Annotated in this window: 22 protein-coding genes; 9 read left to right on the top strand and 13 right to left on the bottom strand. The window is 69.7% G+C overall.

Translation table 11 applies throughout. The annotated features are described in order from the left end of the window. Positions 1-126 precede the first annotated feature (126 nt). The 4 genes from BWR60_RS00005 (at position 127) to BWR60_RS00020 (ending at position 5,640) form a co-directional block, all read left to right on the top strand. Positions 127-1,350 (top strand): oxalate decarboxylase family bicupin, encoded by a 1,224-nt coding sequence (locus BWR60_RS00005; RefSeq protein ID WP_088148949.1) that lies wholly within the window; start codon positions 127-129, stop codon positions 1,348-1,350. A 118-nt stretch (positions 1,351-1,468) separates the two neighbouring features. Next, positions 1,469-2,299, top strand: a complete 831-nt coding sequence (locus tag BWR60_RS00010; RefSeq protein WP_088148950.1) for a formate/nitrite transporter family protein — start codon at positions 1,469-1,471, stop codon at positions 2,297-2,299. A gap of 28 nt (positions 2,300-2,327) precedes the next feature. Next, the gene (locus tag BWR60_RS00015) at positions 2,328-4,619 is read left to right on the top strand and encodes an FdhF/YdeP family oxidoreductase (RefSeq protein WP_088148951.1); all 2,292 of its coding nucleotides are present in this window, start codon (positions 2,328-2,330) and stop codon (positions 4,617-4,619) included. 277 nt (positions 4,620-4,896) lie between these two features. Further along, on the top strand, positions 4,897-5,640 hold the full coding sequence (locus BWR60_RS00020) for a hypothetical protein (protein WP_088148952.1): 744 nt from the start codon (positions 4,897-4,899) through the stop codon (positions 5,638-5,640). A gap of 41 nt (positions 5,641-5,681) precedes the next feature. On the opposite strand, the gene BWR60_RS00025 is transcribed toward BWR60_RS00020, so the two are convergent. From BWR60_RS00025 to BWR60_RS00045, 5 genes are all read right to left on the bottom strand, one after another. Then, complete coding sequence (locus BWR60_RS00025) at positions 5,682-6,320, bottom strand: response regulator transcription factor (RefSeq protein WP_230982900.1); 639 nt, start codon at positions 6,318-6,320, stop codon at positions 5,682-5,684. Next, positions 6,317-7,507, bottom strand: coding sequence for a sensor histidine kinase (locus BWR60_RS00030; protein ID WP_088148954.1), 1,191 nt, complete (start codon positions 7,505-7,507; stop codon positions 6,317-6,319). The genes BWR60_RS00025 and BWR60_RS00030 overlap by 4 nt, the downstream gene beginning before the upstream one ends. A gap of 5 nt (positions 7,508-7,512) precedes the next feature. Further along, entirely contained in the window at positions 7,513-10,647 is a 3,135-nt protein-coding gene (locus tag BWR60_RS00035) for a multidrug efflux RND transporter permease subunit (protein WP_088148955.1), read from the bottom strand. A gap of 2 nt (positions 10,648-10,649) precedes the next feature. After that, on the bottom strand, positions 10,650-11,819 hold the full coding sequence (locus tag BWR60_RS00040; protein WP_088148956.1) for an efflux RND transporter periplasmic adaptor subunit: 1,170 nt from the start codon (positions 11,817-11,819) through the stop codon (positions 10,650-10,652). Between the two features lie 268 nt (positions 11,820-12,087). Next, a complete protein-coding gene (locus BWR60_RS00045; protein ID WP_088148957.1) occupies positions 12,088-12,996 on the bottom strand; it encodes a LysR family transcriptional regulator in 909 nt (302 codons plus the stop codon). A 365-nt stretch (positions 12,997-13,361) separates the two neighbouring features. On the opposite strand from BWR60_RS00045, the gene BWR60_RS00050 reads away from it, so the two are divergent. After that, the gene (locus BWR60_RS00050) at positions 13,362-13,646 is read left to right on the top strand and encodes a hypothetical protein (protein ID WP_088148958.1); all 285 of its coding nucleotides are present in this window, start codon (positions 13,362-13,364) and stop codon (positions 13,644-13,646) included. Positions 13,647-13,730: 84 nt separating this feature from the next. Here the strand turns inward: BWR60_RS00050 and gloA are convergent, their stop codons facing one another. After that, on the bottom strand, positions 13,731-14,135 hold the full coding sequence (gene gloA, locus BWR60_RS00055; protein WP_088148959.1) for a lactoylglutathione lyase: 405 nt from the start codon (positions 14,133-14,135) through the stop codon (positions 13,731-13,733). Between the two features lie 157 nt (positions 14,136-14,292). On the opposite strand from gloA, the gene BWR60_RS00060 reads away from it, so the two are divergent. Both BWR60_RS00060 and BWR60_RS00065 read left to right on the top strand, forming a co-directional pair. Next, positions 14,293-15,729, top strand: coding sequence for an FAD-binding oxidoreductase (locus BWR60_RS00060; protein ID WP_218823234.1), 1,437 nt, complete (start codon positions 14,293-14,295; stop codon positions 15,727-15,729). 13 nt (positions 15,730-15,742) lie between these two features. Further along, the gene (locus BWR60_RS00065; protein ID WP_088148961.1) at positions 15,743-16,531 is read left to right on the top strand and encodes a FadR/GntR family transcriptional regulator; all 789 of its coding nucleotides are present in this window, start codon (positions 15,743-15,745) and stop codon (positions 16,529-16,531) included. Between the two features lie 16 nt (positions 16,532-16,547). Here the strand turns inward: BWR60_RS00065 and BWR60_RS00070 are convergent, their stop codons facing one another. The 5 genes from BWR60_RS00070 to BWR60_RS00090 all read right to left on the bottom strand — a co-directional run bounded on the left by BWR60_RS00070 (position 16,548) and on the right by BWR60_RS00090 (position 21,202). After that, the gene (locus tag BWR60_RS00070; protein ID WP_088148962.1) at positions 16,548-17,282 is read right to left on the bottom strand and encodes an ABC transporter ATP-binding protein; all 735 of its coding nucleotides are present in this window, start codon (positions 17,280-17,282) and stop codon (positions 16,548-16,550) included. Next, on the bottom strand, positions 17,279-17,995 hold the full coding sequence (locus BWR60_RS00075; protein WP_088148963.1) for an ABC transporter ATP-binding protein: 717 nt from the start codon (positions 17,993-17,995) through the stop codon (positions 17,279-17,281). The genes BWR60_RS00070 and BWR60_RS00075 overlap by 4 nt, the downstream gene beginning before the upstream one ends. A 3-nt stretch (positions 17,996-17,998) precedes the next feature. Continuing rightward, complete coding sequence (locus BWR60_RS00080) at positions 17,999-19,012, bottom strand: branched-chain amino acid ABC transporter permease (protein ID WP_088148964.1); 1,014 nt, start codon at positions 19,010-19,012, stop codon at positions 17,999-18,001. Further along, positions 19,009-19,878 carry a branched-chain amino acid ABC transporter permease gene (locus BWR60_RS00085; RefSeq protein ID WP_088148965.1) on the bottom strand — a complete coding sequence of 290 codons (870 nt, stop codon included), beginning with the start codon at positions 19,876-19,878 and terminating at the stop codon, positions 19,009-19,011. Before BWR60_RS00085 ends, BWR60_RS00080 begins: the two co-directional genes overlap by 4 nt. A 115-nt stretch (positions 19,879-19,993) precedes the next feature. Continuing rightward, positions 19,994-21,202 (bottom strand): ABC transporter substrate-binding protein, encoded by a 1,209-nt coding sequence (locus BWR60_RS00090; RefSeq protein WP_088148966.1) that lies wholly within the window; start codon positions 21,200-21,202, stop codon positions 19,994-19,996. Positions 21,203-21,596: 394 nt separating this feature from the next. Here BWR60_RS00090 and BWR60_RS00095 point away from each other — a divergent pair, with 394 nt between their 5' ends. Then, positions 21,597-22,583 carry an aldo/keto reductase gene (locus BWR60_RS00095; protein WP_088148967.1) on the top strand — a complete coding sequence of 329 codons (987 nt, stop codon included), beginning with the start codon at positions 21,597-21,599 and terminating at the stop codon, positions 22,581-22,583. A gap of 13 nt (positions 22,584-22,596) precedes the next feature. Continuing rightward, the gene (locus BWR60_RS00100; protein WP_218823235.1) at positions 22,597-23,463 is read left to right on the top strand and encodes an amidohydrolase family protein; all 867 of its coding nucleotides are present in this window, start codon (positions 22,597-22,599) and stop codon (positions 23,461-23,463) included. Positions 23,464-23,643: 180 nt separating this feature from the next. On the opposite strand, the gene BWR60_RS00105 is transcribed toward BWR60_RS00100, so the two are convergent. Together BWR60_RS00105 and BWR60_RS00110 are read right to left on the bottom strand one after the other, a co-directional pair. Next, positions 23,644-24,132: an AAA family ATPase gene (locus BWR60_RS00105; protein ID WP_088148968.1), complete on the bottom strand. Its 489-nt coding sequence runs from the start codon at positions 24,130-24,132 to the stop codon at positions 23,644-23,646. Between the two features lie 15 nt (positions 24,133-24,147). Continuing rightward, positions 24,148-24,939, bottom strand: coding sequence for an SDR family NAD(P)-dependent oxidoreductase (locus BWR60_RS00110; protein WP_088148969.1), 792 nt, complete (start codon positions 24,937-24,939; stop codon positions 24,148-24,150). Positions 24,940-24,946: the final 7 nt, after the last annotated feature.

The raw sequence follows: 24,946 nt of genomic DNA on the forward strand, positions 1-24,946 counted from the left end.
CCCCCTCCCCGCCTCCCGGGAAGACGATCGACGCGTGGATCCGATGCGCCGCCGCGCCGCTCAGCGTCCGCGACGTGCGGTCCGGCTTCTGAAAAGCCGGGGCCACGAAGGACTGGAGGAACAATCATGACCATGATCACCCGCCGCACAGCCCTCGGCACCATGGCCGCGGGCGGCCTTGCCGTCGCCGCCACCGGCGCCAACGCGCAGACCACGGATACCCTGCAGCCGAAGACCCCCGGCCGCGGCGGCACCGATCCCGGCCCGCGCGACCTGCTGCGCGACCAGGAGAATCCGAGCTTCCTGAACCCGCCGCGGACCGACAGCGGCACATTCCAGAACCTGCGCTATTCCTTCTCCGACGCGCATGTGCGCCAGGAGGAGGGCGGCTGGACCCGCCAGGTCACGATCCGCGAGCTCAGCGTCTCCAAGAACATCGCGGGCGTGAACATGCGCCTGAACGCCGGCGGCACGCGTGAACTGCACTGGCACAAGCAGGCCGAGTGGGCCTACATGCTGTACGGCGAGGCCCGGATCACCGCGGTCGATGCCATGGGCAACAACTTCGTCGACGATGTCGGCGTCGGCGACCTCTGGTACTTCCCCTCCGGCATCCCGCATTCGATCCAGGGCCTGGGCAAGGACGGCTGCGAATTCCTGCTGGTCTTCGACGACGGCGAATTCGACGAGGACGGCACCTTCCTGCTGAGTGACTGGTTCAAGCATGTGCCGACGGACGTGCTGGGCAAGAATTTCGGTGTCGACCCGAAATATTTCGGCCACACGCCGGACCCGCGCGAGCGCTACATCTTCAACCTGCCGGTTCCGGGCCCGCTGGCCGGCGACAAGATCGCCGGTGCGAAGCAGGTGCCGCAGGTCTTCAGCCACCGGATGCTGAAGCAGGATCCGATCAGGACCAAGGGCGGCACCGTCCGCATCACCGATTCCTCGGTGTTTCCGGTCTCCACCACGATCGCGGCGGCGCTGGTCGAGATCGAGCCCGGCGGGATGCGGGAGCTGCATTGGCACCCGAACACCGATGAGTGGCAGTACTACATCGAGGGCCAGGCCCGGATGGGTGTGTTCGGCGCGGTCGGTGCCGCCCGCACCATTGACTTCAAGGCCGGCGATGTCGGCTACGTGCCCTTCGCCATGGGCCACTATATCGAGAACACCGGCACCACCACGCTGCGCTTCCTCGAGATGTTCAAGAGCAGCTACTACGCCGACGTCTCGCTGAACCAGTGGCTGGCCCTGACCCCGCCGGAGCTGGTGCAGGGCCATCTGAACCTCGACAAGGCGGTGATGGACGCGCTGCGCAAGGACAAGTGGCCGGTCGTCGCCGGCTGACCGGCGGGCCCGACCGCCAGGCCCCTGTGCCTCCGGTACAGGGGCCTGGCGGAGGACGGGCAGAGGCTGCCGTCCGGGCGTCCGGATCCCCCCGGCGCCGCAGAGGAGATGATCGGCAATGTATCGCGACACGATTGCCAGATATGCCGAGGCCGGGGCGCACAAGGCCGGCATGGTCAGGGCCCATCTGATGGCCTTCCTGATCGGTTCGGCCCTGGCCGGGGCCTATATCGGCTTCGGCGACATCTTCATGTTCACCGTGGGCGCCCATGCCGACCCCTCATGGTCGCATCTGGCGATGGGCGCCGTCTTCGCCTCGGCCCTGACCATCGTGGTCTTCGCCGGGTCGGAGCTGTTCACCGGCACCGCCATGTACATGCCCTTCGCCGTGCTGCGCGGCGACAGCGGCGTGGGCGACATGCTGCGGGTCTGGATCGCCTGCTGGGTCGGCAACCTGGTCGGCGCGGTGGTGCTGGCGGCGCTGCTGCACATGGCCGGCGGCGGCGTGCTGCTGACCGATGGCAGCAGCGAGTTCTTCGCCGTCGTCGCCGCCAAGATCGCGGCGCCCGGCTATGAGTTGTTCGCCCGCGGCCTGTTGTGCAATTGGCTGGTCTGCCTGGCGATCTGGATGTGCGGCCGCACCGAGAACGACGCCGCCAAGATCGCGCTGATCTTCTGGCCGATCGCGATCTTCGTCGCCTGCGGCTTCGAGCATTCGGTCGCCAACATGTTCGTCTTCGCCCTGGCCCTGCTGGGCGAGCACCCGGAGACGATCACCCTCGAAGGCGCCGCGCACAACCTGGCGTGGGTGACGCTGGGCAACCTCGCCGGCGGCGGGCTGATGGTCGGGCTGGGCTACTGGCTGCAGGAGCGTGGCGTCGATCGGCAGGCCGAGGCCGCGATTCCCGCCCCGGCTGCCCGGCCGTCCAACGCCCTGCCGCGTATATGATACCGGTCCGCTTCCAAGGAGCTCCCCGATGCCGAAAGATACCGTTCCCGGCGTGAAGCCCTATGGCGGCCCGGCCGGCGGCTGGGGTGCCCTCGGCGCCGTGGCGCGGGCGATCAAGGACCAGATGGCGATCGCCGAGGACACCCGCGCCCTGAGGCGGATGAACCAGCCCTCGGGCTTCGACTGCCCCGGCTGCGCCTGGCCCGACCCGAAGCACACCTCGTCCTTCGAGTTCTGCGAGAACGGCGCCAAGGCGGTGTCGTGGGAGACCACGAGCCGTCGCGTTACGCCGGACTTCTTCGCCGCGCACCCGGTGTCGGAGCTGTGGACCTGGTCCGACCACGCGCTGGAGGATGAGGGCCGGCTGACCCATCCGATGGCCTATGACCGCGCCACCGACCGCTATGTGGAGATCGGCTGGGACGAGGCGTTCCGCCGCATCGGCGAGCGATTGCGCGGCTATGCCGACCCCGACATGGTCGAGTTCTACACCTCGGGCCGGGCCTCGAACGAGGCCGCCTTCCTGTACCAGCTGTTCGTCCGGGAATACGGCACCAACAACTTCCCCGACTGCTCGAACATGTGCCACGAGGCCACGAGCGTCGGGCTGCCGCAATCGATCGGCGTCGGCAAGGGCACGGTGACGCTGGAGGATTTCGACCTCTGCGACGCCATCTTCTGCATCGGCCACAACCCCGGCACCAACCATCCGCGCATGCTGACGACGTTGCGCGAGGCGGCGAAGCGCGGCGTGCCGATCGTGGTGTTCAACCCGCTGCGCGAGCGCGGGCTGGAGCGCTTCGCCGCGCCGCAGAGCCCGCTGGAGATGCTGACCCTCGGCTCGACCCCGATCGCCTCGGCCTACCACCAGGTCAAGGTCGGCGGCGACGTCGCCGTGCTGAAGGGCATGATGAAGGCGCTGCTGGCGGCCGACGCCGCGGACCTCGCCGCCGGCGGCCCGGGGCTGCTGGACCGGGCCTTCATCGCCGCGCACACTGCCGGCTTCGAGGCGCTGGCCGCGGATCTGGAGACGGTGTCCTGGGATCTGATCGAGGCCCAGTCCGGCCTGCCGCGCGCCACCATCGAATCCGCCGCGTCGGTCTATGCCAAGGCGCAGAACGTCATCGTCTGCTACGGCATGGGCCTGACCCAGCACCGGCACGGCACCTCGAATGTGCAGCAGCTGGCCAACCTGATGCTGCTGCGCGGCAATATCGGCCGGCCGGGCGCCGGCATCTGTCCGCTGCGCGGCCATTCCAACGTCCAGGGCGACCGCACCGTCGGCATCACCGAGATCCCGTCCAAGCCGTTCCTCGACGCCATCGAGCGCGTCTTCGGCTTCGAGCCGCCGCGCGAGAAGGGCCACAGCGCGGTGGAATCGGTGCAGGCGATCATCGACGGCCGGTCCAAGGCGATCATCTGCCTCGGCGGCAACCTGGCCGTCGCCATGTCCGACCCCGAGGCGGTGTTCGCCGGCATGCGCAAGCTGGACCTGGCGGTGCACATCGCCACCAAGCTGAACCGGTCGCACCTGCTGCTGGCGCAGGACTCGATCATCCTGCCCTGCCTCGGCCGGACCGAGCGCGACCTGCAGGAGACCGGCGTGCAGTCGGTCACGGTCGAGGATTCGATGTCGATGGTGCACGCCTCGCGCGGCACCCTGCCCCCGGCCTCGGACCAGCTGCGGTCGGAGCCGGCGATCATCGCCGGGCTGGCGCTGGCGACGCTGCCGGACACCAGGGTCGACTGGGCCTGGCTGGTCGCCGACTACGCCCGCATCCGCGACAAGATCGAGGCGGTGTTCCCCGACTTCTTCGACTTCAACGCCCGCGTCGCCGAGCCGGGCGGCTTCCGGCTGAACGTGCCGGCGTCGCAGCGCGAATGGCGGACGCCGTCGGGCAAGGCCCATTTCCTGGTCTGCGACGGGGTCGAGGAGGATCCGCGCGTGGCCCGGGCCGACGCGCTGCGCCTGACCACCATCCGCAGCCACGACCAGTACAACACCACCATCTACGGGCTGAACGACCGCTATCGCGGCATCACCGGCCGGCGCGACGTGGTGTTCCTGAACGGCGACGACCTGGCGGCGCTGGGCCTCGGCCATGGCGACGTGGTCGATGTCGAGGCGGTGGCCAACGACCCCGGCCAGCCGCCGCGGGTGCTGCGCGGCGTCACCGCCGTGGCCTATGACATCGCCCGCGGCTCCGCCGCCGCCTACTACCCGGAGGCCAACAACCTGGTCGCGCTCGATAGCTTCGACGAGCGCAGCGGCACGCCGACCTACAAATCGATCCCGGTGGTGATCCGCCGCGCGGGGTAGGATCCGGCCTGGCCGCGGGCTGAGGCCAGGGCGGCGAATCCAAGTTTCAGGGACCGGAGCGTTCTCCCCCTTTCTGTCATTGCCGGGCTTGACCCGGCAATCCAGGGGCCACCTGGAGCGGCTTCGCCATCGCTCCCGACACCGTCATTGCGAGCGCAGCGAAGCAATCCAGGGCCAGTGCGAACCGGCCTCTGGATTGCTTCGTCGGCTTCGCCTCCTCGCAATGACGAGGACGCAAGGTCTTGACTATTTGTTCCTGTTATGTTCCAATTCAAGAATGGTCGATGCCGACATCAGGACCGAGACTGCGCCCGCCGCCCCGCCGGATCAGACCGACGAGGCGATCCTGTCCGGTCTGATCCAGCTCAGCGCGGCTATGGCCCGGGCGTTCCAGGCCGAGGCCATCGCCGCCCTGCAGGCCGATGACCTCGACCGGGCCGGCAAGGCCGAAGCCCGTTTCAGCCGCCTCTTCCTCGGCATCCGCCGCGCCATCGCGCTGCAGGCCAAGCTGCGCCAGCAGCGGGAGGCCGCCCGGATCGCCGCCGACCAGGACCGGGACGACCAGGTGGCGCAGGCGGCCGACCGCCGCCGCCGCGTCGCCCAGGGCGTCACCGGCGCCATCGCGGCCGCGACCCCCACGCCCGCCGATACCGAAACGCGGGAGCGGCTGACAGTCGATCTCTGGGACCGGCTGGCCGGCGACCATGCCGGCCGTCTCGACACCGCCGACAGGGCCCTGCCGATCGAGGCCCTGATCCGCAGCCTGTGCCGTGCCCTCGGCATCCCGCCCGACCGCACCGCGATCGCCGCGGCCGTCGCCGGGACAGCGGAGGCTCCCGGCACGGACACGGGTCCTGCGAGGCGACCCGAGGCCGAGGACCGCTGGCGCGACGCCGACGAGGCCGTCGCGACGCCGCCGCCCTGGCCCGCGCCGTCCGATCCCGGCGGTACCAGCCCGCCCGATCCGCGGCGTCCTCCGATGGCCGCCCGGTCGCCGCCGAAATCCCCCGGCCAGGACTGAACCGGCAAGCGCGCCCGGACGTCGACGCCTGTCCTGCCAATCTACGCCGGATCGGCGCGCCCGACGTCCAGCGCATCCGCGAGGCGGACGAGGTCGGTGATCGACCGGACCTCCAGCTTCCGCATCACCTGGCCGCGGTGGATCTTGATGGTGATTTCGCTGAGGCCGAGCCGGCCGGCGATCTCCTTGTTCATCAGCCCGTCCGCGACCAGGGCCATGATCTGCCGCTCGCGCGGGGTCAGGGTCGCGTAGCGCCCCGCGATCCCGGCCACGCGCTGCTCGGCCGCCCGCCGCTCACGGTCGCGCTCGATCGCCGCCGCGACGGCGTCGAGCATGTCCTGGTCGCGGAACGGCTTGGACAGGAAGTCGACCGCGCCGGCCTTCATCGCCCGCACGCTCATCGGGATGTCGCCATGGCCGGTCATGAACACGACCGGGATGCGGATCCCGGCCTCGGCCAGCTGCGCCTGGACATCCAGGCCGCTGGCGACCTGCAACCGGATGTCGAGCACCAGGCAGCCGGCCGCTTGCGCCAGGCCGCTGTCCAGGAAGTCCTGCGGCGCGCCGAAGCAGGCGACGCGGAAGCCGACCGAGCGCAGCAGGCTATCCAAAGCGGTGCGGACCGGCGCCTCGTCATCCAGCACCAGGACCAGCGGCGCCTCGGCCATGGCTGCGGTCATGCCTCCCCCCGATCTGCCGCCTGCAGGGCCGCCGCCTGCTGGGCCGCCGGCAGGGCGACCTGCAGGGTCAGCCCGGCCCCGGCGTTGCGCACGGCCCGGATCCGCCCGCCATGGGATTCGACGATCGACCGGCAGATCGACAGGCCGAGGCCCATGCCGCCGGGCTTGGTGGTGCGGAACGGGGTGAACAGGCGGGGCAGCTCCTCCGCCGCCAGCCCGACGCCGCTGTCCTCGACCAGCACCAGCACCTCGCCCGCCTCGCCCGCCCGGGTCTCGATCGTCAGCGCGCGCCGGGGCGTCGCCGCCATCGCCTGGACGGCGTTGACCATCAGGTTGATCAGCACCTGCTGCAACTGGATACGGTCGCCCGACACCGGCGGCAGGCCGGGAGCCAGCCGCAGATACAGCGCCACGCCATGATCGGCGATTTCCTGCCGCATCAGCTCCGCCGCCTCGCCGATCACGGCGTCTAGGGCCACCGTCGCCCGCTCCGGCTCGGCCTTGCGGGTCAGGTCGCGCAGCCGCTGCACCACCTGGTCGGCACGGTTGGCCTGGCCGGCGATGCGGCCGGCGCAGGCCCGCGCCTCGTCCAGCGCCGGCACCGGCCGGTCGAGCCAGCGCAGGCAGGCCTGGGCGTCGGTGACGATCGCGGCCAAAGGCTGCTTCACCTCATGCGCGATCGACGCCGTCAGCTCGCCCAGCGTGACCACGCGGGAGACATGCGCCAGCTCGGCCCGCGCCTCGGCCAGGGCCCGCTCGGCCAGGGCCCGCTCGATGATGATGCCGCTCCACCGCCGCTCGGTGTCACGCAGCACCGCCATCGCCGTCTGGCTGCGATGGGCCAGCGCCGTGGCGATGGCGATGGAACACAGGCTGATCACGCCGCGCAGAAGATGCGCCTCGAAGCCGGTGTGACGCAGCCCGACCAGGAACCCGACCACCGTCAGCCCGCCGCAGCCCAGCGCCGCCAGCAGCACGCCGCGGCGGTCGAGGAAGCCGGCCGACATCAGGATGACGACGGCGTAGAGCACCGCCACCGCGATCTTCATCGGACTGAAGGTGTCGAACAGGAAGATGGCGAGGGCCAGCGCCGCGGTCAGCAGCGCCAGCACCCGGCCATGCCCGGGCCAGACCCATGGGGAAAAGCCCGGCCGGAATCCCGGATCCGGGGACGGGACGGCGGTCATCGGCGTCACTCGCCGGCCGGCGCGCCTTCGGCGGCGAGATGCGGCGTCATCGCGCGGCCCTCCCGCCGGCGGCGGCTGGCCAGCCACACCCGCAGCTTGTCGAGATACAGGTACACCACCGGCGTCGTGTACAGGGTCAGGGCCTGGCTGAGGAGCAGGCCGCCGACCATGGCGTAGCCCAGCGGCTGCCGCAGCTCCGACCCCGTGCCGGAGCCGAGCATCAGCGGCAGGCCGCCCAGGAGGGCTGCCATCGTCGTCATCATGATCGGGCGGAAGCGCAGCAGGCAGGCCTCGCGGATCGCCTCGAACGGGCTCAGGCCGCGGTCGCGCTCCGCCTGGATGGCGAAGTCGACCATCATGATGCCGTTCTTCTTGACGATGCCGATCAGCAGGATGACGCCGATCAGCGCGATGACGCTGAAGTCGAAGCCGAACAGCATCAGCATCACCAGCGCGCCGGCGCCGGCCGAAGGCAGGGTCGACAGGATCGTCAGCGGGTGGATGTAGCTTTCGTACAGCACGCCGAGGATGATGTAGATCACGATCAGGGCGGCCGCGACCAGATAGGGCTCGCTGGCCAGCGACGACTGGAAGGCCTGGGCGTTGCCCTGGAAGGCGCCGGTCAGGGACGGCGGCACGCCCAGCTCCCGCTCCGCCTGCTGGATCACGTTCACCGCGTCGCCCAGCGCCACGCCCGGCGCCAGGTTGAAGCTGAGCGTCACCGCCGGGAACTGGCCCTGGTGGTTGATCGACAGGAAGGCCGTCGGTCGCGTGGTCCAGTGCGCCAGGGCGCTGAGCGGCACCTGCTCCCCGGTCAGCGGCGACTTGATGTAGATCCGGTCGATCGCCGAGGGCTTGTCCTGCAGCTGGGGCAGCACCTCCATCACCACATGGTAGCTGTTGACCTGGGTGAAGTACTGCGCCACCTGGCGCTGGCCGAAAGCGTCATACAGCGTGTCGTCGATCAGCTGCGGCTGGATGCCGTAGCGGGCAGCGGCGTCGCGGTCGATGTCGAGTGTCAGCGTGGTGCCGCCGGTCTGCTCGTCGGTGGCGACGTCGCGCAGCTGCGGCAGCGTCTTCAGCTTCTCATAGATCCTGGGCGCCCACTGGTTCAGCTCGTCGATATTCGCGTCCTGCAGCGTGTACTGGTAGAGGGTGCGGGACGCCCGGCCGCCGATATTGATGTCCTGCGCCGGCTGCAGGAACAAGGCCGCGCCCTCGACCTGGGCCAGCTTCGGCCGCAGCCGGTCGATGATCTGGCTGGCCGAAGCCTGGCGCTCGTCGCGCGGCTTCAGGGTGATGAACAGGCGGCCGTTGTTCAGCGTCTGGCCGCCGCTGGAGCCGAGCGCCATGCCGACCGTGTCGACATCCGGGTCGGCAGCGACGATCTTGCCGAGCTCGACCTGCTTGCGGCTCATCTCGGCGAAGGAGATGTCCTGCGCCGCCTCCGACGTGCCGAGGATCAGGCCGGTGTCCTGCTGCGGGAAGAAGCCCTTGGGGATGACGACGAAGAGGTAGCCGGTGGCGGCGATCGTCGCCAGGAACACCATCAGCGTGATGCGGTGGTGCTTCAGCGCCGCGTCGAGCGACCGGCGATAACCGGCCAGCATCAGGTCGAAGCCGCGCTCCGACAGCCGGTACAGCCGGCCATGCCTGCCGGTGTCGTGCTTCATGAATTTCGAGCACATCACCGGGGTCAGGGTCAGCGACACGATGGCCGAGACCAGGATGGTCATGGTCACGGTGACGGCGAATTCGCGGAACACCCGGCCGACGATGCCGCCCATCAGCAAGAGCGGGATGAAGACGGCGACCAGCGACAGGCTGATCGAGAAGATGGTGAAGCCGATCTCGCCGGCGCCCTTCAGCGCCGCCTGCACCGGCGACAGCCCCGCCTCGATATGGCGGTGGATGTTCTCCAGCATGACGATGGCGTCGTCGACGACGAAGCCGACGGCGATGCTGAGGCCCATCAGCGACAGGTTGTCGAGGCTGTAGCCGAAGGCATACATCAGCGCCAGGGTGCCGACCAGCGCCAGCGGCACGGTCACGCTGGGGATCGCCGTGGCCCAGAAGTTGCGCAGGAATACGAAGATCACCATCACCACCAGGCAGATGGTCAGCAGCAGCGTGAACTGCACGTCGGCGACCGAGGCGCGGATGGTGGTGGTGCGGTCGCTGAGGATGTCGACCTTGACCGCCGGCGGGATAGCCGCCTGCAGCTGCGGCAGCAGCGACTTGACGTGGTCGACCACGTCGATGACGTTGGCGCCCGGCTGCTTGAACACGATCAGCAGCACCGCGCGCCCGCCGTCGGACCAGGCCGCCAGCTTGTCGTTCTCCGGCCCTTCCACCGCCTGGCCGATGTCGCGGATGCGTACCGGCGCGCCGTTCTTGTAGGCGATGATGACGTTGTTCCAGGGCTCGGCCTTCAGCTCCTGGTCGTTGTCATAGATGGTGAAGGTGCGCGTCGCGCCGTCGATGCTGCCTTTGGGGCTGTCGGCGGTGGCGTTGGCGATGACGCCGCGCACATCCTCCAGCCCGATGCCCAGCGCCGCCAGCTTCTGCGGGTCGACCTGCACCCGCACCGCCGGCTTCTGCTGGCCGCCGATGGTGACCTGGGCGACGCCCGGCACCTGGCTGATGTTCTGGCTCAGCACGTTCTCGGCATAGTCGTCGACCGTGGTCAACGGCAGCGTGTCGGAATGCACCGCGAACACCAGGATCGGCGAGTCCGCCGGGTTGACCTTGCGGTAGGTCGGCGGCGAGGGGAGGTTCTTCGGCAGCTGCCCGCCGGCGGCGTTGATCGCGGTCTGCACGTCGCCCGCCGCCGCGTCGATGTTGCGGTCGAGGTCGAACTGCAGGGTGATCGCGCTGTTGCCGAGCGTGCTGCTGGAGGTCATCTGCGACACGCCGGGGATCTCGGCGAATTGCCGCTCCAAGGGCGCCGTGACCGATGAGGCCATGGTGGTGGGGTCGGCACCGGGCAGCTGGGCCGAGACCTGGATGGTCGGGAAATCGACCTGCGGCAGCGGCGCCACCGGCAGCAGCGGATAGGCGACCAGACCGACCAGCAGCACCCCGGCCATGATGAGCGAGGTGGCGATCGGCTTGCGGATGAAGGGGGCCGAGATGCTCATGATCAGGCGTTCGGCTGCTTGGCGGCGGGGGTGGCGGCGGCCTCGCGGACCTGCACCCGGGTGCCGGGCTGCAGCCGGTACTGGCCGGCGGTGACGATGCTGTCGCCGGCCTCAAGGCCGGATTCGATCACGGCCGCGCCGTCGGTGATCTGGCCGACGCCGACCGGGCGAACCTCGGCCGTGCCGTCCGGCTTGACCGCATAGACATAGAGGCCGTCGGGCCCGCGCTGGATCGCGGCGGAGGGCACGGTGACCACGTTCTGCTCGGTGCGCAGCAGCAGCCGGACATCGACGAACTGGCCCGGCCACAGCTGGTCGGCCTTGTTCGGGAAGGTCGCCTTCAGCCGGATGGTGCCGGTGGCCTGGTCGATCTGGTTGTCGACCAGCTCCAGCGTGCCCTGGTCCAGCGGCTTGTCGTCGCCGCGGGTGTCGGCGAAGACCGTCATCGGTCCCTTGGCCATCTGCGCCGAAATCTGCGGCAGGTCCTCCTCCGGCAGGGTGAAGATCACCGTGATCGGGTGCAGCTGGGTGATGACCACCAGCCCCCCGGCGTCGGTGGCGTGGACGATGTTGCCCTGGTCCACCAGCCGGATGCCGGTACGGCCGTTCAGCGGCGAGGTGATGGTGGTGTAGCTGAGCTGGGTGGCGGCGTTGTCGATCGCCGCCTGGTCGCCCTCGATCTGCGCCTGGATCTGCGCGATCAGCGCCTTCTGGGTGTCGACGCTCTGCGCCGTCGCGTACTGCTTCAGGTTCTGGAAGCGCGTCAGGTCCAGCTGGGCGTTGGCCAGTTGCGCCTCGTCCTTGGCCTTGGTCGCCTTGGCCTGGTCCAGCGCCGCCTGGAACGGCCGCGGGTCGATCTGCGCCAGGGTCTGGCCGGCGGTGACGTGCTGGCCTTCCTTGTAGGCGACGGTCTGCAGCTGGCCGTCGACCCGGCTCTTCACCGTCACCGTGTTCAGCGCCTGCACGGTGCCGAGGCCGGTCAGGTAGACCGGCACGTCGCCGCGCCGGGCCGCCGCCGCCTCGACCGGCACGGCCGGCGGCGGTGCGGCCTGGGGCGCGGCCGCGGCGGCGCTGCCGCGCAGCTCGCGCCCCACCAGCACGGCGGCGCAGATCGCGACGAGGGCGACGGGGGCACCGATCCGAAGCATCGTCCGGCGGGCGATCACGGGCATCTGCGGCTCTCCAGCGGGACAATCGACAGGACAATCGGGACTGGTGCGGGCGGGACCGGCGCGGGSGCCGGCGGCCCTCCGGCCGKGGCGCCCGCGCGCGACGTCTCCTCCCGATCACCTGGCCGATCCGATGCATGCCCCCGATCGCCGGCCGTGACAGGCCGGGACAGGTCCGCGGATCGATGCCGGGTCAGGTGGGGGGCCGGGACCGGGGCCGCCAATGCAACCTCTTCACGGCGCCATGCAGCGTGCGAATGGGCAAAGCGGGTCATAGCGCCTGCGCCACCCCCGCCACGAGTTGCCGCAGCCAGTGATGGGCAGCCAGCCCGTCGACCCGGCGTTGCCAGTGCATGGCGATCTCGACCCGCGGCGAGGCCAGGGGCAGCGGCCGGACCTCCAGCCCATGGTCCCGCGCCAGGCGCTCGGCCAGGTGGCGGCGCAGCACCGCCACCATCGGCGCCCCGGCCAGCACCGGCCCGGCCGACAGCAGCGGGACGCGCAGCGCGATCCGGCGCTTCAGGCCGAGTCCGGCCAGGGTGCGGTCCAGGAAGTCCAGCTCCTCCGACAGGGACGAGACCTCGACATGCGGCAGCGCCGCGAAATCGCCGGCGGCCAGCGCCCGGCCGGCGCCGGCCAGGCCACGGCCCAGCAGGGCAACGAAATCGTCGCGCAGCAGGCGGTGCCGGGCGAAGCGCTCGCCGTCCGGCTCTGCGGCGCCGATCGCCAGGTCGAGATCGCCGCGGTCGAGCCGCTCCGGCACGTTCAGCATGCCGCTGGCGCGGATGTCGAGCACCATGCCGGGCGCCAGCGCGGCGCAGCGGGCCACGACTGCCGGCGCCAGCACCATCGCGCTGTAGGTGTCGACCGCGATGCGGAAGCTGTTCGTCGCCGCCGCGGGGTCGAAGGCGGGGGCGTGCAGCGACTGCTGCAGGTCGCCCAGCGCGCGGCGGACCGGGGCCGCGATCTCCTCGGCCCGGGCGGTCGGCATCATGCCGTGCGGGCTGCGGATGAACAGCTCGTCCTTCAGCAGATGGCGCAGCCGCGCCAGGGCATGGCTCATCGCCGGCTGGCTCAGGCCGATGCGGGCGCCCGCGCGGGTCACGCTGCGCTCGTTCATCACCGCGTCGAACACGACCAGCAAATTGAGGTCGAAGACGCCCCAGTTCAGCTCCGCCATCGGCAGGGATCCCCACGAGACACGGCACCGGAACGAGCCCGGCGCCGCCCCCTGGAGATTTTGTCGGAAGCGAAAGATTCAATGAGCGAAGCGGCAACAAGGACAGGATGCCGCAGCGTCAGAAAGAAAAGAACTGCTCCTAATATTCTATATCCTGAATTCTTTATTAACTTTCCGTAAGACCAATTCCACTTCCGATCGATCGTGACTAGATGTTGCGATGCGGAATCGCCCGGCGCCACCGCTCCCGGTGCAGAGGGCTCAGCCCCATCGCCGCCCGATCCGCAGCACTCAGACACGCATCACGTCACGCAGCGATCCGGCATGCCCGGAGGGCCGTCCGGATCCCGTCGAGAGGATCGATCATGTCCCTGCTGAAGCATCCCCGCCCCGCGGGGGTCGCGGCCCTGCTCGCCCTGGGCCTCGCCGCCGCCGGGCCGGCCTTCGCCCGCACCGGGCTGCAATCCGAGCACGACCAGTTCCCGCTGCAGACGGCGCAGACGCTCTCCTCCGATTCCGAGAGCGATGCCATGGCGTCCTTCGAACACGGCGAGAACGGCGACAATCACGACAGCGCCCGGGCAGCCGCCGGCCATGACCATGGCGATCACGGTCGTGGCGGGGGTCATGGCGGAGGGCGGGGCCGCTAGGATCGGCTGATCGGGGCCCAGTGGAAGCCGCCGGCGGAGAGCCGGCGGCCTTTCCGCATGGCGGGGAGATGAAAGGACGACCGGCTACCCTCGGGTGTCGAGATCGATCAGCTCGATCTTGTAGCCATCGGGATCCTCGATGAAGGCGATATGGGTGGTGCCGTGCTTCATCGGGCCGGGCTTGCGCGGGATCCTCGCGCCCGCCTCCTCCAGCGCTGCGCAGACGCCGTAGATGTCGCGCACGCCGAGCGCCAGGTGGCCGAAGCCGGTGCCGATCTCGTAGGGCGTCGCCTGGTCCCAGTTGTGGGTCAGCTCCACCACCGTGCTGCTGTCTTCCGGACCATAGCCGACAAAGGCCAGGGTGAAGCGCCCTTCCGGGAAATCCTCGCGGCGCAGCAGTTCCATGCCAAGCAGGCCGGTGTAGAAGGCGATCGACTTCTCCAGGTCGAACACACGGATCATCGTGTGCATCATCTGAAAGCGGCTCATCAGGTCATCTCCAGGCATGGGTTCAGCGTTCGGCGCCAGGCTGTGCCGGCACCTGGCGGCCATCATAAGGCGTAATCACGGCTTGATGGCTGCGTTCACTTGTATGATAACAGGACGACAGTGTTTCTTGTCCAGCCCACAAGATCAGGGACCGCAATTGACCACATCCCTCTCCCAGACGCACGCCGACGCGATCGCTGCGCTGCGGGCCGTCCTGCCCGGCGACGCCCTGCTGACCGGGGAGGAGGAGATGGCGCGCTACGGCCGCGACGTCACCGGCGACCATGTCGGCCGGCCGCTGGCGGTGGCCCGGCCGCGCACGGTCGAGGAGGTCTCGACCATCATGCGCCATTGCTGGCAGGCGGGGCTGCGGGTGGTGCCGCAGGGCGGTCTGACCGGTCTGGTCGGGGCCGCGGTGCCGGCGCCGGAAGGCGAGGTCGTGGTCAGCCTGGAGCGGATGACCGCGGTGCGCCGGATCAGCCCGATCGACTTCGCCATGGTGGTCGAGGCCGGCTGCATCCTGGAGGAGGCGAAGAAAGCGGCCGACGCGGTCGACTGCCTGCTGCCGATCACCTTCGGGGCGCAGGGCAGCTGCCGGGTCGGCGGCAACGTCTCGACCAATGCCGGCGGCTTCAACGTGCTGCGCTACGGCATGACCCGGGACCTGGTGCTGGGGCTGGAGGTGGTGCTGCCCGACGGCCGCGTCTGGAACGGGCTGAAGGTGCTGCGCAAGGACAATCGCGGCTATGACCTGAAGCAGCTGTTCATCGGCGCCGAAGGCACGCTGGGCATCGTCACCGCCATCGCCTTCAAGCTGTTCCCGAAGCCGACCCAGGTCGAGACCGCGCTGGTCGGCCTGGCCTCGGTCGAGGACGCGATGGAGCTGTATGCCCGCGCCCGGCGGGCCTGCAGCGACCTGCTGACCGCCTTCGAGCTGATCCTGCGCGACGGCATCGAGGTGACCTTGCGCGCCCGGCCGGACCTGCCCGATCCGCTGTCGGAGCCCTACCCTGCCTATGTGCTGATCGAGGCCTCGGCCGGCGGCGCAGTCGACCTGCGTGGGCTGATGGAGAGCTTCCTGGGCGGCGCCGACGACATCGTCCGCGACGGCGTCCTCGCCTCCAGCCGCGCCCAGGGCGAGCGGCTGTGGCTGTACCGCGAGACCATGGTCGAATCCCAGGGCCGCGGCGGCCGCTACCTGCGCACCGACGTGTCGGTGCCGATCTCGGACATCGCCGGCTTCATCGCCCGGGCGCTGGCGGCGGTGCGCGCGAAGCATCCGGAGGCCATGCCGCTGGCCTATGGCCATGTCGGCGACGGCAATGTCCATTTCAACGTCATCCCGCCGCGGGGCCAGGACCCGGCGGCGATGGAAACCCTGTTCCACAGCGCCGAGGAGCTGATCTTCGACGTGGTCGACCGGCTGGGCGGCAGCATCAGCGCCGAGCACGGCATCGGCCGGGTGAAGCAGCACGCCTTCCTGGAGCGGATCGACCCCGTGTCGCTGGACCTGGCCACCCGGCTGAAGCTGGCGCTGGACCCCACGCGCATTCTCAGCAACGGGCGTATTCTCCCGGAAGACCCGGTGGTCTAGAACGGATGGCACCATGACGCTGAAGCTCGACAAGGTCAGCCGCGGACCGCACCTGCCGACGCTGGTCGCCAGCTCGATCTCGCGCGAGATCGCCCGCGGCCGGCTGAAGCCGGGCGACCAGCTGCCGACCGTGCAGGCGCTGGCGGAGACCTTCGGGGTCAGCCGCAACGTGGTGCGCGAGGCGATCGCCCGGCTGGGGTCGGAAGGGCTGGTCTGGTCGCAGCAGGGCCGCGGCGCCTTCGTCTCCGAGGCGCCGAAATCGACCGTGCTGAAGATCGACCATGCCGCGCCGCAGGATGGCGACGCCTTTCGCAGCCTGTTCGAGCTGCGCGGCGCGCTGGAGGTGCGCGCGGTATCCCTGGCCGCCGATCGGCGCACGGCCAAGGACTTCGAGACCATGCGCCGGGCGCTGGCGACGATGACCGCCTCCCCCTATGGCAGCGTCGCCTGGCTAGACGCCGACCTGGACTTCCACCGCGCCATCGCCGCGGCGACCCGCAACGACTACCTGGTGCAGTTCATCGGCTTCGTCGCCGAACGGGTGCGCGAGAGCATCCTGGCGGCCGGCGACCAGCACCCGTCGGAGGACATGGCCCAGGCGACCTTGAGCGAGCACGGCCGCATCCTGGCGGCGATCGAGGCGCAGGACGGGGTCGAGGCACAATGGGCGATGCAGGCACATCTGAACGGCGCGGCCGAGCGCGTCGGCCTGCCCCCGGACGACACCGCCCTGCCCGCCCGGGCCCGGGCGACGGCTGCTCCGCGCCGGCCTCGGAAGGCCGCTCTCGCCGAGCGCCGTTGAACCGGCGGCGGGAAACTCAGGCGGGGGCCGCCGCCGGCGCCCCGCCGAGATAGAGGTCCCGCATCAGATCCGCGTTCCTCAGCTCGGCGATCGGCCCCGAGGCGACGACGCGGCCCTGCTGCATCAGATATCCATGCGTGGCCACGCCGAGCGCAAGCCCCGCATTCTGCTCGACCAGCAGGATCGAGGCCCCGAACCGCTCGCCGATCGCCAGGATGATGGCCTTGATCTCCTTCACCATCAATGGCGACAGGCCCAGCGACGGCTCGTCCAGCAGCAGCACGCGCGGCCGCGCCATCAGGCCGCGGGCGATCGCCAGCATCTGCTGCTGCCCGCCGCTGAGCGACCCGCCCTTGTCCCGCCGCTTGGCGGCGAGGATCGGGAAGAATTCCTCCATCAGCCTGACATCGGCGTCGACCGCCGCCTGGTCGCGCCGGGCATAGGCGCCGAGGCGCAGATTCTCCTCCACGCTCATGTCGGCGAAGATGCGTCGCCCCTCCGGCACCAGCACGACGCCTTGCTTGGCCATGGCGTCGGGCGGCTGGCCGGTGACGTCGCGGCCGTCGAAGACGACGCTGCCGCCGCGCGGCTTCACCAGCCCGGCGATCATGCGCAGCAGCGTGGTCTTGCCGGCGCCGTTGGGGCCGAGGATGGTGGCGATCTCGCCCTGGCCCAGCGCCAGCGAGACGTTGCGGTTGACCGTGGTCGGGCCGTAGCCGGTGGTGACGCCGGAAACCTCGAGCAGCGTCACAGCGCGCCTCCCAGATACACTTCGAGCACCTTGGGGTCGGCCAGCACCTCGGCGGTCGGCCCGTCGGCGATCTTGCTGCCGAAATCCAGCACCACCAGGCGGCGGCACAGGCGCTGCATCAGGCTCATATCGTGGTCGATGACGCAGACGCTGATGCCGTGGCCGGGCAGTTGCCGCACCAGATCGACCAGCGCCGTCGTCTCCTTGTCGTTCAGCCCGGCCGCCGGCTCGTCCAGCAGCAGCAGCGCCGGCCGCGACGCCAGCGCCAGGGCGATGCCGAGCAGGCGCAGGCTGCCGAAGGGCAGGATGCCGGCGGTCTCGTGCCGCAGCGCCTGCAGGCCGACGAAGCCGATCAGGTCGTCCGGCGTCGGCCACGGAAACGCCCCTGCCGACCGGCAATGCTCGGCGGCGATCTGCACGTTCTCGAACACGCTGAGGCCGGGGAAGGCCATGGCCTGCTGGAAGGTGTGGGCGATGCCGGCATGCGACACGGCATGGGCCGGCACGCCGGTCATGTCGCGGCCGCGCCAGGTCACGTGGCCCGCGGTCGGCTTGTGCACGCCGGTGATGACGTTGAACAGCGTCGTCTTGCCCGACCCGTTCGGGCCGACGATGCCGAGGATCTCGCCCTCGACGATGGTCAGGTCGACCCCGGCCAAAGCGGTGACGCCGCCGAACTGCTTGCGCAGGCCGCGGATCTCGATCGCGCCCATGCCTCAACCCTCCCGCCCGGCGCGGGCCGGGCTGCTGGAAGCCGGCCGCTCGGCCGGGTCGCGCTGCGGCACCAGCCGGCGCCACAGGTCGAGCAGCCCGCCGATCACGCCGTTGGGCAGCAAGAGGATCACCGCGATCAGGCAGATGCCGTAGAGAATGCGGGACTGCACCGGGTCGAGCGCGAACAGCTCCGGCAGGAAGGCCACCAGGATGCCGCCGGCCAGCGGCCCGAGCAGCAGCCGGGCGCCGCCGATCATCACCATCAGAGCGAGATAGATGCTGGGGAAGGAGGCGAACTGGCTGGGCGAGATGTGGCGCAGGAAATAGGCCAGCAGCACGCCGGAGATGCCGGCGAAGATGCCGCTGACGACGAAGGCGCCGATCTTGTGCCGCCCGACATTGATGCCGAGCGAGGCGGCCAGCTTCTCGTTCTCGCGGATCGCCCGCAGCGTGCGGCCGTAGCGGGAATGGACGATGGCCCAGCTGGCGATGGCGGCCAGCGCCACGAAGCCGAGGGTCAGCAGGTAGAATTGCGGCAGCGGGTCGAGGCCCAGGCCGAACAGCTGCACCGGCTGCCCGAGATCCAGCCCGGTGGCCCGGCCGGTGAAGTCGCCGCCATTGGTCAGGACGATGGTCAGCAGTTGGCCGAAGGCGAAGGTCAGGATCACGAAGTGGTGGCCGCTGACCCGGAGAGACGGGAAACCCACCACCGCCGCCAGCAGCGCCGTGGTCGCCGCGGCGCAGGGCAGCGCCACCCAGAAGTCGAGGCCGAGGTCGCGGGCCAGGATGGCGGCGGTGTAGGCGCCGACGCCGACCAGCGCGGCATGGCCCATCGACAGGATGCCGGTCTGGCCGAACAGCACCGACAGGCCGTACAGCGCCACGATGTTGATGCCGGCGGTGATGGCCAGCGACAGGAGCCGGTTGCTGGGCCCCAGCGCCGGCACCAGCGCCAGCAGCGCGAACAGGACCAGCGCCAGCACCAGTCCCCTGAGGGGCGATCGGGAATTCGTCATGTCACTCGGGGGCCGGAGGTGCCGCCGAACAGGCCGTGCGGCCGGACCAGGAGCACGATGATCATCAGGGCGAAGGAATAGGCGTCGGTCCATTCCGACAGGCCGTAGCCGGCGCTGAAGCCCTCGACCAGGCCGAGGATCAGCCCGGCAACCACGGCGCCGGTGAGGTTGCCCAGGCCGCCGATCAGCGCCACGGCGAAGCCCTTCATCACGATGGTGCCGCCGGTGAAGGGGGTGATCGGGAACAGCGCGATCAGCAGGCCGCCGCCGAGGCCCGCGAGGGCGCTGCCGAAGACGAAGACGCCGGTGATGTAGCGCCGCACCGGGATGCCCATCAGCGCCGCGGTGTCGCGGTCCTCGACGCTGGCGCGCAGCGCCCTTCCGTAGCGGCTGCGGGTGATCATGAAGAAGGTCAGCGCCACCACCGCGGCGGTCACCGCGATCACCATCACCCGCACCGCGGCGATGCGCACGCCTCCGACGTCCCAGATCGTGTTCAAAGGCCGCGGGATGCTCTTCTGGTTGGCGTTCCAGAACAGGATGACGATGTGCTGCAGCACCACGATCAGCCCCAGCGACACGATGAAGCCGTTGGTCGGCCGGTCGAGGGTGAAGCGGAACAGCCCGCGCTCCAGCACCAGGCCGAGCAGCGCGACGGTGGCGACGCCGGCGACCAGCGCCAGCGGGAAGCCCCAGCCGGCGCCGACCGCCAGCCAGGTGACGATGCTGCCGACCATCAGGAACTCGCCATGGGCGAAGTTGATGATGCCGGTCAGGCCGAAGATCAGGGTGACGCCGACCGCGATCAGCGTGATCACGCTGGCGATCGACAGCCCGTTCAGGATCTGCTGCAGGAGGATGTCCAAGGCGGGTCCCGTGGCGAGGAGAGGGCCGGCCTGCCGGAAGGCGTCGGGGAGGGTGGAGGAACCCTCCGGCAGGCCGGGGCCGGCGGCACAGGGGCGCCGCCGGGGTCGGGCGACGTCACATCGGCGCGTCGGCCGGCGGCTGCTGCATGGCGCAGGAGATCTTGCCCTCCGGGTCGGCGACGCAGACCTCGGTGGCGTGCGTCACCTGGTGGTGGGCGTTGAAGGCGAGGTCATCCGACACCACGCCCTTGTGGCGCAGGGTCAGCAGCGCCTCGACCGTCTTGTCCGGGTCGAAGCTGCCGGCCTTGGTCCAGGCCTCCGCCAGCATGTGGACGTAGTCATAGTAGAGCAGCGAGACCGAGGAGGTGACGCCCTTCGGCGCGCCGGCCGCGAAATAGGCGTCGAAATAGGCCTTGGCCTTGGCGTTGGAGGATTCGCCCCAGCACACCGGCACGCAGCTCATCGCCACCGGCACATCGGCCGACAGGCCCCGCTCCTTCCAGATGCCCGGGTCGACGCCGAACAGGAAGTAGCTCGGGGCCACCGCCAGCTCCAGCGCCTGCGGCAGCGCCGTCAGCGTCGAGTCGCCGTTGTACCAGAAGTGCACCACATCCGGATTCAGGCTCTTGGCCCGCGTCAGGATCGGCGAGAAGTCGGTGGTGTCGGGCGGGTAGAAGATGATGTCCGGCACCTCCTGCCCCTCCGCCTTCAGCGCCTTGATGTAGTAGGAAGACAGGAACTGCCCGGTGGCGTCGTTGCCGGCGATGATCACCGACTTCTTGATCGGATGGTCGACCAGCGGCTGCAGCAGGCTGAGCACGCCGCGGGCGGTGCTGCCGCTGCGCTGGAACTCGCGCGGCTCGGACTGGAACAGGTAGTGGTCCTCGCCGCCCGGGGCGACCGAGGCGTCGGTCAGCACGGTGTCGAGCGTGCTGTTGCCGGCGAAGTGCAGGATCTTGGCCGGCTGGGTGATCTTGGCCATGGCCAGGGTGAAGTCGTGCGATTCCGACCCGAAGATCGCCTTCACCCCGACATCGCGCACCAGCTCCTGCGTCGCCGCCACGGCGGTGCCGATATCGGTGCGGTCATCGCGGCGCACCAACTCGATCTTGTAGGTCTTGTCGCCGACCTTCACGCCGCCGGCATCGTTGATCTCCTTCACCGCCAGGCTGACGCCGGCCGGCAGGGTGTGGCCGGCCGAGACGAAGGAGCCGGATTCCGCCGCCACCACGCCGATCTTGACCGTGTCCTCGGCCATGGCCGGCCCGGCCAGCGCACAGGCGGCCAGGGCGAGAAGGAGATGTCCTCTGGAGAATGTCGTCATTGCGCGAAGCCTCCCGGAAAGCCTCTGTTGATTACATGGTTATCATACAACCATACGACCTGATTTGTCCGATCTGTCAAGCGCGGCGATCGGTGGACGGATAGGCAGACCTATGCCGGTCCCGCAGAGAGACTCTGACCACACCCCAAGACCGTCATGGCGAGCCCCGCAGGGGCGTGGCCATCCAGGGCAGCTCGCACGGCCCCTGGATGGCCACGGCGCTATGCGCCTCGCCATGACGGTGACTGTGACGGCTATCGACACGAGCTGGCATCAGCAGGCGCCTTCCGCTGGCTGGTCCCGAGATCGCACTTGCCAGGGCATGGACGGTTGTATGATAACCCTGCGACCTGATCGAATCAAGGCAACGGACCCGGCAGAGAGGAAGGCGAGGATGCGCAGCAGGGACTTCGGACGGACCGGCCGCAAGGTCAGCGAGATCGGCTTCGGCGCCTGGGCCATCGGCGCCAGCTGGGGCCATGTCGACGATGCCGACGCGCTGGCGGCGCTGCACGAGACGCTGGATGCCGGCGTCACCTTCCTCGACACCGCCGATGTCTATGGCGACGGAAGGTCGGAGCAGCTGATCGCCCGGGTGCTGAAGGAGCGCGGCGGCGACCGCCCCTTCGTCGCCACCAAGACCGGCCGCCGCCTGCCGAAGCAGGAGGTCGCGGGCTACAGCCTGGAGACCATGTCCGGCTTCATCGACCGCAGCCTGAAGAACCTGCAGGTCGACACGCTGGACCTGGTGCAGCTGCACTGCCCGCCGACCGACCTGTACTACCACCCCGAGGTGTTCGGGTCGCTGGACCGGCTGGTCGAGCAGGGCAAGATCCGCAACTACGGCGTCAGCGTCGAGCGGGTCGAGGAGGCGCTGAAGGCGATCGAGTATCCGGGCGTGCAGAGCATCCAGATCATCTTCAACATCTTCCGCCAGCGCCCGGCCGAGCGGCTGTTCGCCCTGGCGCAGGAGAAGCAGGTCGCGATCATCGCCCGGGTGCCGCTGGCCAGCGGCCTCCTCTCCGGCAAGTTCCGCGCCGACACCAAGTTCGAATCCACCGATCACCGCCAGTTCAACCGCAACGGCGAGGCCTTCGACGTCGGCGAGACCTTCTCCGGCGTGCCCTACGACAAGGGTCTGGCGGCGGTGGAGCGGGTGCGGCCGCTGGTCGGCGGCGACACCACCATGGCCAAGTTCGCGCTGCGCTGGATCCTGATGTTCGACGCCGTCACGGTCGCCATCCCCGGCGCCCGCAACGGGGCCCAGGCCCGGTCGAACGCCGAGGCCACCGCCCTGCCCGCGCTGCCGCCGGCCGCGATGGCGGAGCTGCGCGCCATCTACGACCAGGACATCAAGCCCTTCGTGCATCAGCGCTGGTGAGCGGAGCCCGGCCATGGCCACGCCGATCATCATCGACGCGCACCAGCATTTCTGGGACCCGGACAAGGGCGACTATGGCTGGCTGAGCGGCCCCTTCGCCCCGATCCGCCGGGTGTTCGCGCCCGACGATTTGCGGCCGGCGCTGCAATGCCACAGCGTCACCGGCACCGTGCTGGTGCAGACCTGGAATGACCTGGGCGAGACCCGGGACTTCCTCCGCGCCGCCGCGGCGACCGACTTCGTCGCCGGGGTGGTCGGCTGGGTCGACCTGACCGATCCGAAGGTCGGCGACACCCTGGCCGAACTGAAGGCGGCGCCGGAGGGGCGCTGGCTGGTCGGCATCCGCCACCTGATCCATGAGGAGGCGGATCCGAACTGGCTGCTGCGCGACGATGTCCGCCGCGGCCTGCGCGCGGTGGCCGATGCCGGGCTGGTCTACGACCTGGTGCCGAAGCTGCCGCATCTGCCGGCGGCGCTGCGCACGGTGGCGGATTTCCCGGATCTGCGCTTCGTCCTCGACCACATCGCCAAGCCGGACATCAAGGGCGGCGGCTTCGAGCCCTGGGCGGCACTGATGCGCGGCTTCGCCCAGCACCGCGACCATGTCTGGTGCAAGCTGTCGGGCATGATCACCGAGGCCGACTGGGAGCGCTGGTCGCCGGAGGACCTGAAACCCTATGTCGCCGAGGCGCTGCGCATCTTCGGTGTCAATCGCTGCATGTTCGGCACCGACTGGCCGGTCTGCCTGATCGCCGGCAGCTACGGCCAAGTGGTCCGGGCGCTACGGTCCTGCCTGGAGCCCCTGACCGAGGCCGAGCAGACCCAGATCTTCGGCCGCTCGGCGATCGAGGCGTACCGGCTGCCCAGCCTGTACGACTGAGGCTTTCCTTCTCCGTCATTGCGAGCGCAGCGAAGCAATCCAGGGCCATTTGACGTGGCCCCTGGATTGCTTCGTCGCTCCGCTCCTCGCCATGACGGTGGGGAAGACCAGCCCCTTGCAAGCTCCTCAGGCGGCTGGGGTTCCTGAAGCGAACTCAACGTCCCACCGCCGATACCTGCATTACCTGCATCGGCTCAGGATCGCGTCGACGACGCGCGCGACCGGTGCCGTGGCGTCGATGACGACGCCCCCCTTCGGCAGGTCTTCCTTCGTGGCGTGGAGGCGCGCGACGAACTCCCGTTCGACCGCGCGTCCGCCGAACTCGTCTTCCGGCCTCGCGGCCAGCCGCCGGTTCAGCGTGCCGAGATCGACCTCGAGCACGAAGACCCCATCGAACAGATGGATGAAGCGGGAAAAATTCCGGGAGCCGCCGCAGAAGAACGACATCGCGTGGGTTCGGTCGGCCGCCAGGGCCCTGACCTTGTCGACGTCCCAGATGTGATGCTCATGGGCGAAGCCGGCCAGCCGTTCGCCGGTATCCGGATCGCCCTGATACGACAGCTCCCGGTCGCCATGGATCGCATGGTGGCCGCGCCGCTGCAGCTCGTCGCAGACCGAGGTCTTGCCCGTGCCGGATACGCCTTCGATCAGATAGTTCCTGACACCCATCTCCGCCCCCGCCGACTACAGCGTCTTCAGCATCCCGCCATCGACGAAATAGGTCGACCCGACGCTGTAGCTGGCCTTGTCCGAGCACAGGAAGACGAAGAAATGCGCGAGCTCCTCGGGCGTGCCGAAGCGCTTGATCGCCGCATGCTCGTCGGCCACGCCCTGCAGGTAGCCTTCCCAATTGCCGCCGCTGTCGGCGGTCAGCTGCTTGGCGGTCTTGATCCAGTCCGGCGTCAGGATCAGGCCGGGGTTGACGCAGTTCACCCGGATATTGTCCTTCACCACCTCGGTGGCGAGGGTCTTGGAGAACATCATCAGCGCCGATTTGGTGACGTTGTAGATCGGCTCGTACCACAAGGGCTGCACCGCGCAGATCGAGGCGTTGTGCAGGATCACGCCGCCGCCGCGCCGCTTCATGCCTGGCACCAGGCCACGCGCCAGCCGCACCGCCGCCATGACATGCAGGTCCCAATAGGCCTGCCACTTCTCGTCCGGCGCCTCCAGGATCGTCTCGTTCGACCCGGTGCCGGCATTGTTGATCAGGATGTCGGCGCCGCCGAATTCCGTTTCCGCCGCCGCGATCAGCGCATCCGTGCCGGCGCTGGTGGCGACGTCGCAGGCCACCGCCAAAGTTCGCACGCCGTGCCGCTCCGCCAGCGCCTTGGCCTCGGCCTCCAGCCTTTCGGCCTGGCGCGCCGCCAGCACGATATGGGCGCCTTCCGCCGCCAGCCCGTCGGCCACCGCGAGGCCGATGCCGACGCTGGCGCCGGTGATCACGGCGACCTTGCCGCCCAGTCCGAGATCCATGGCTGCT

Origin of the sequence: Inquilinus limosus (assembly GCF_002195995.1) — a bacterium.
Lineage (GTDB): Bacteria > Pseudomonadota > Alphaproteobacteria > DSM-16000 > Inquilinaceae > Inquilinus > Inquilinus limosus_C.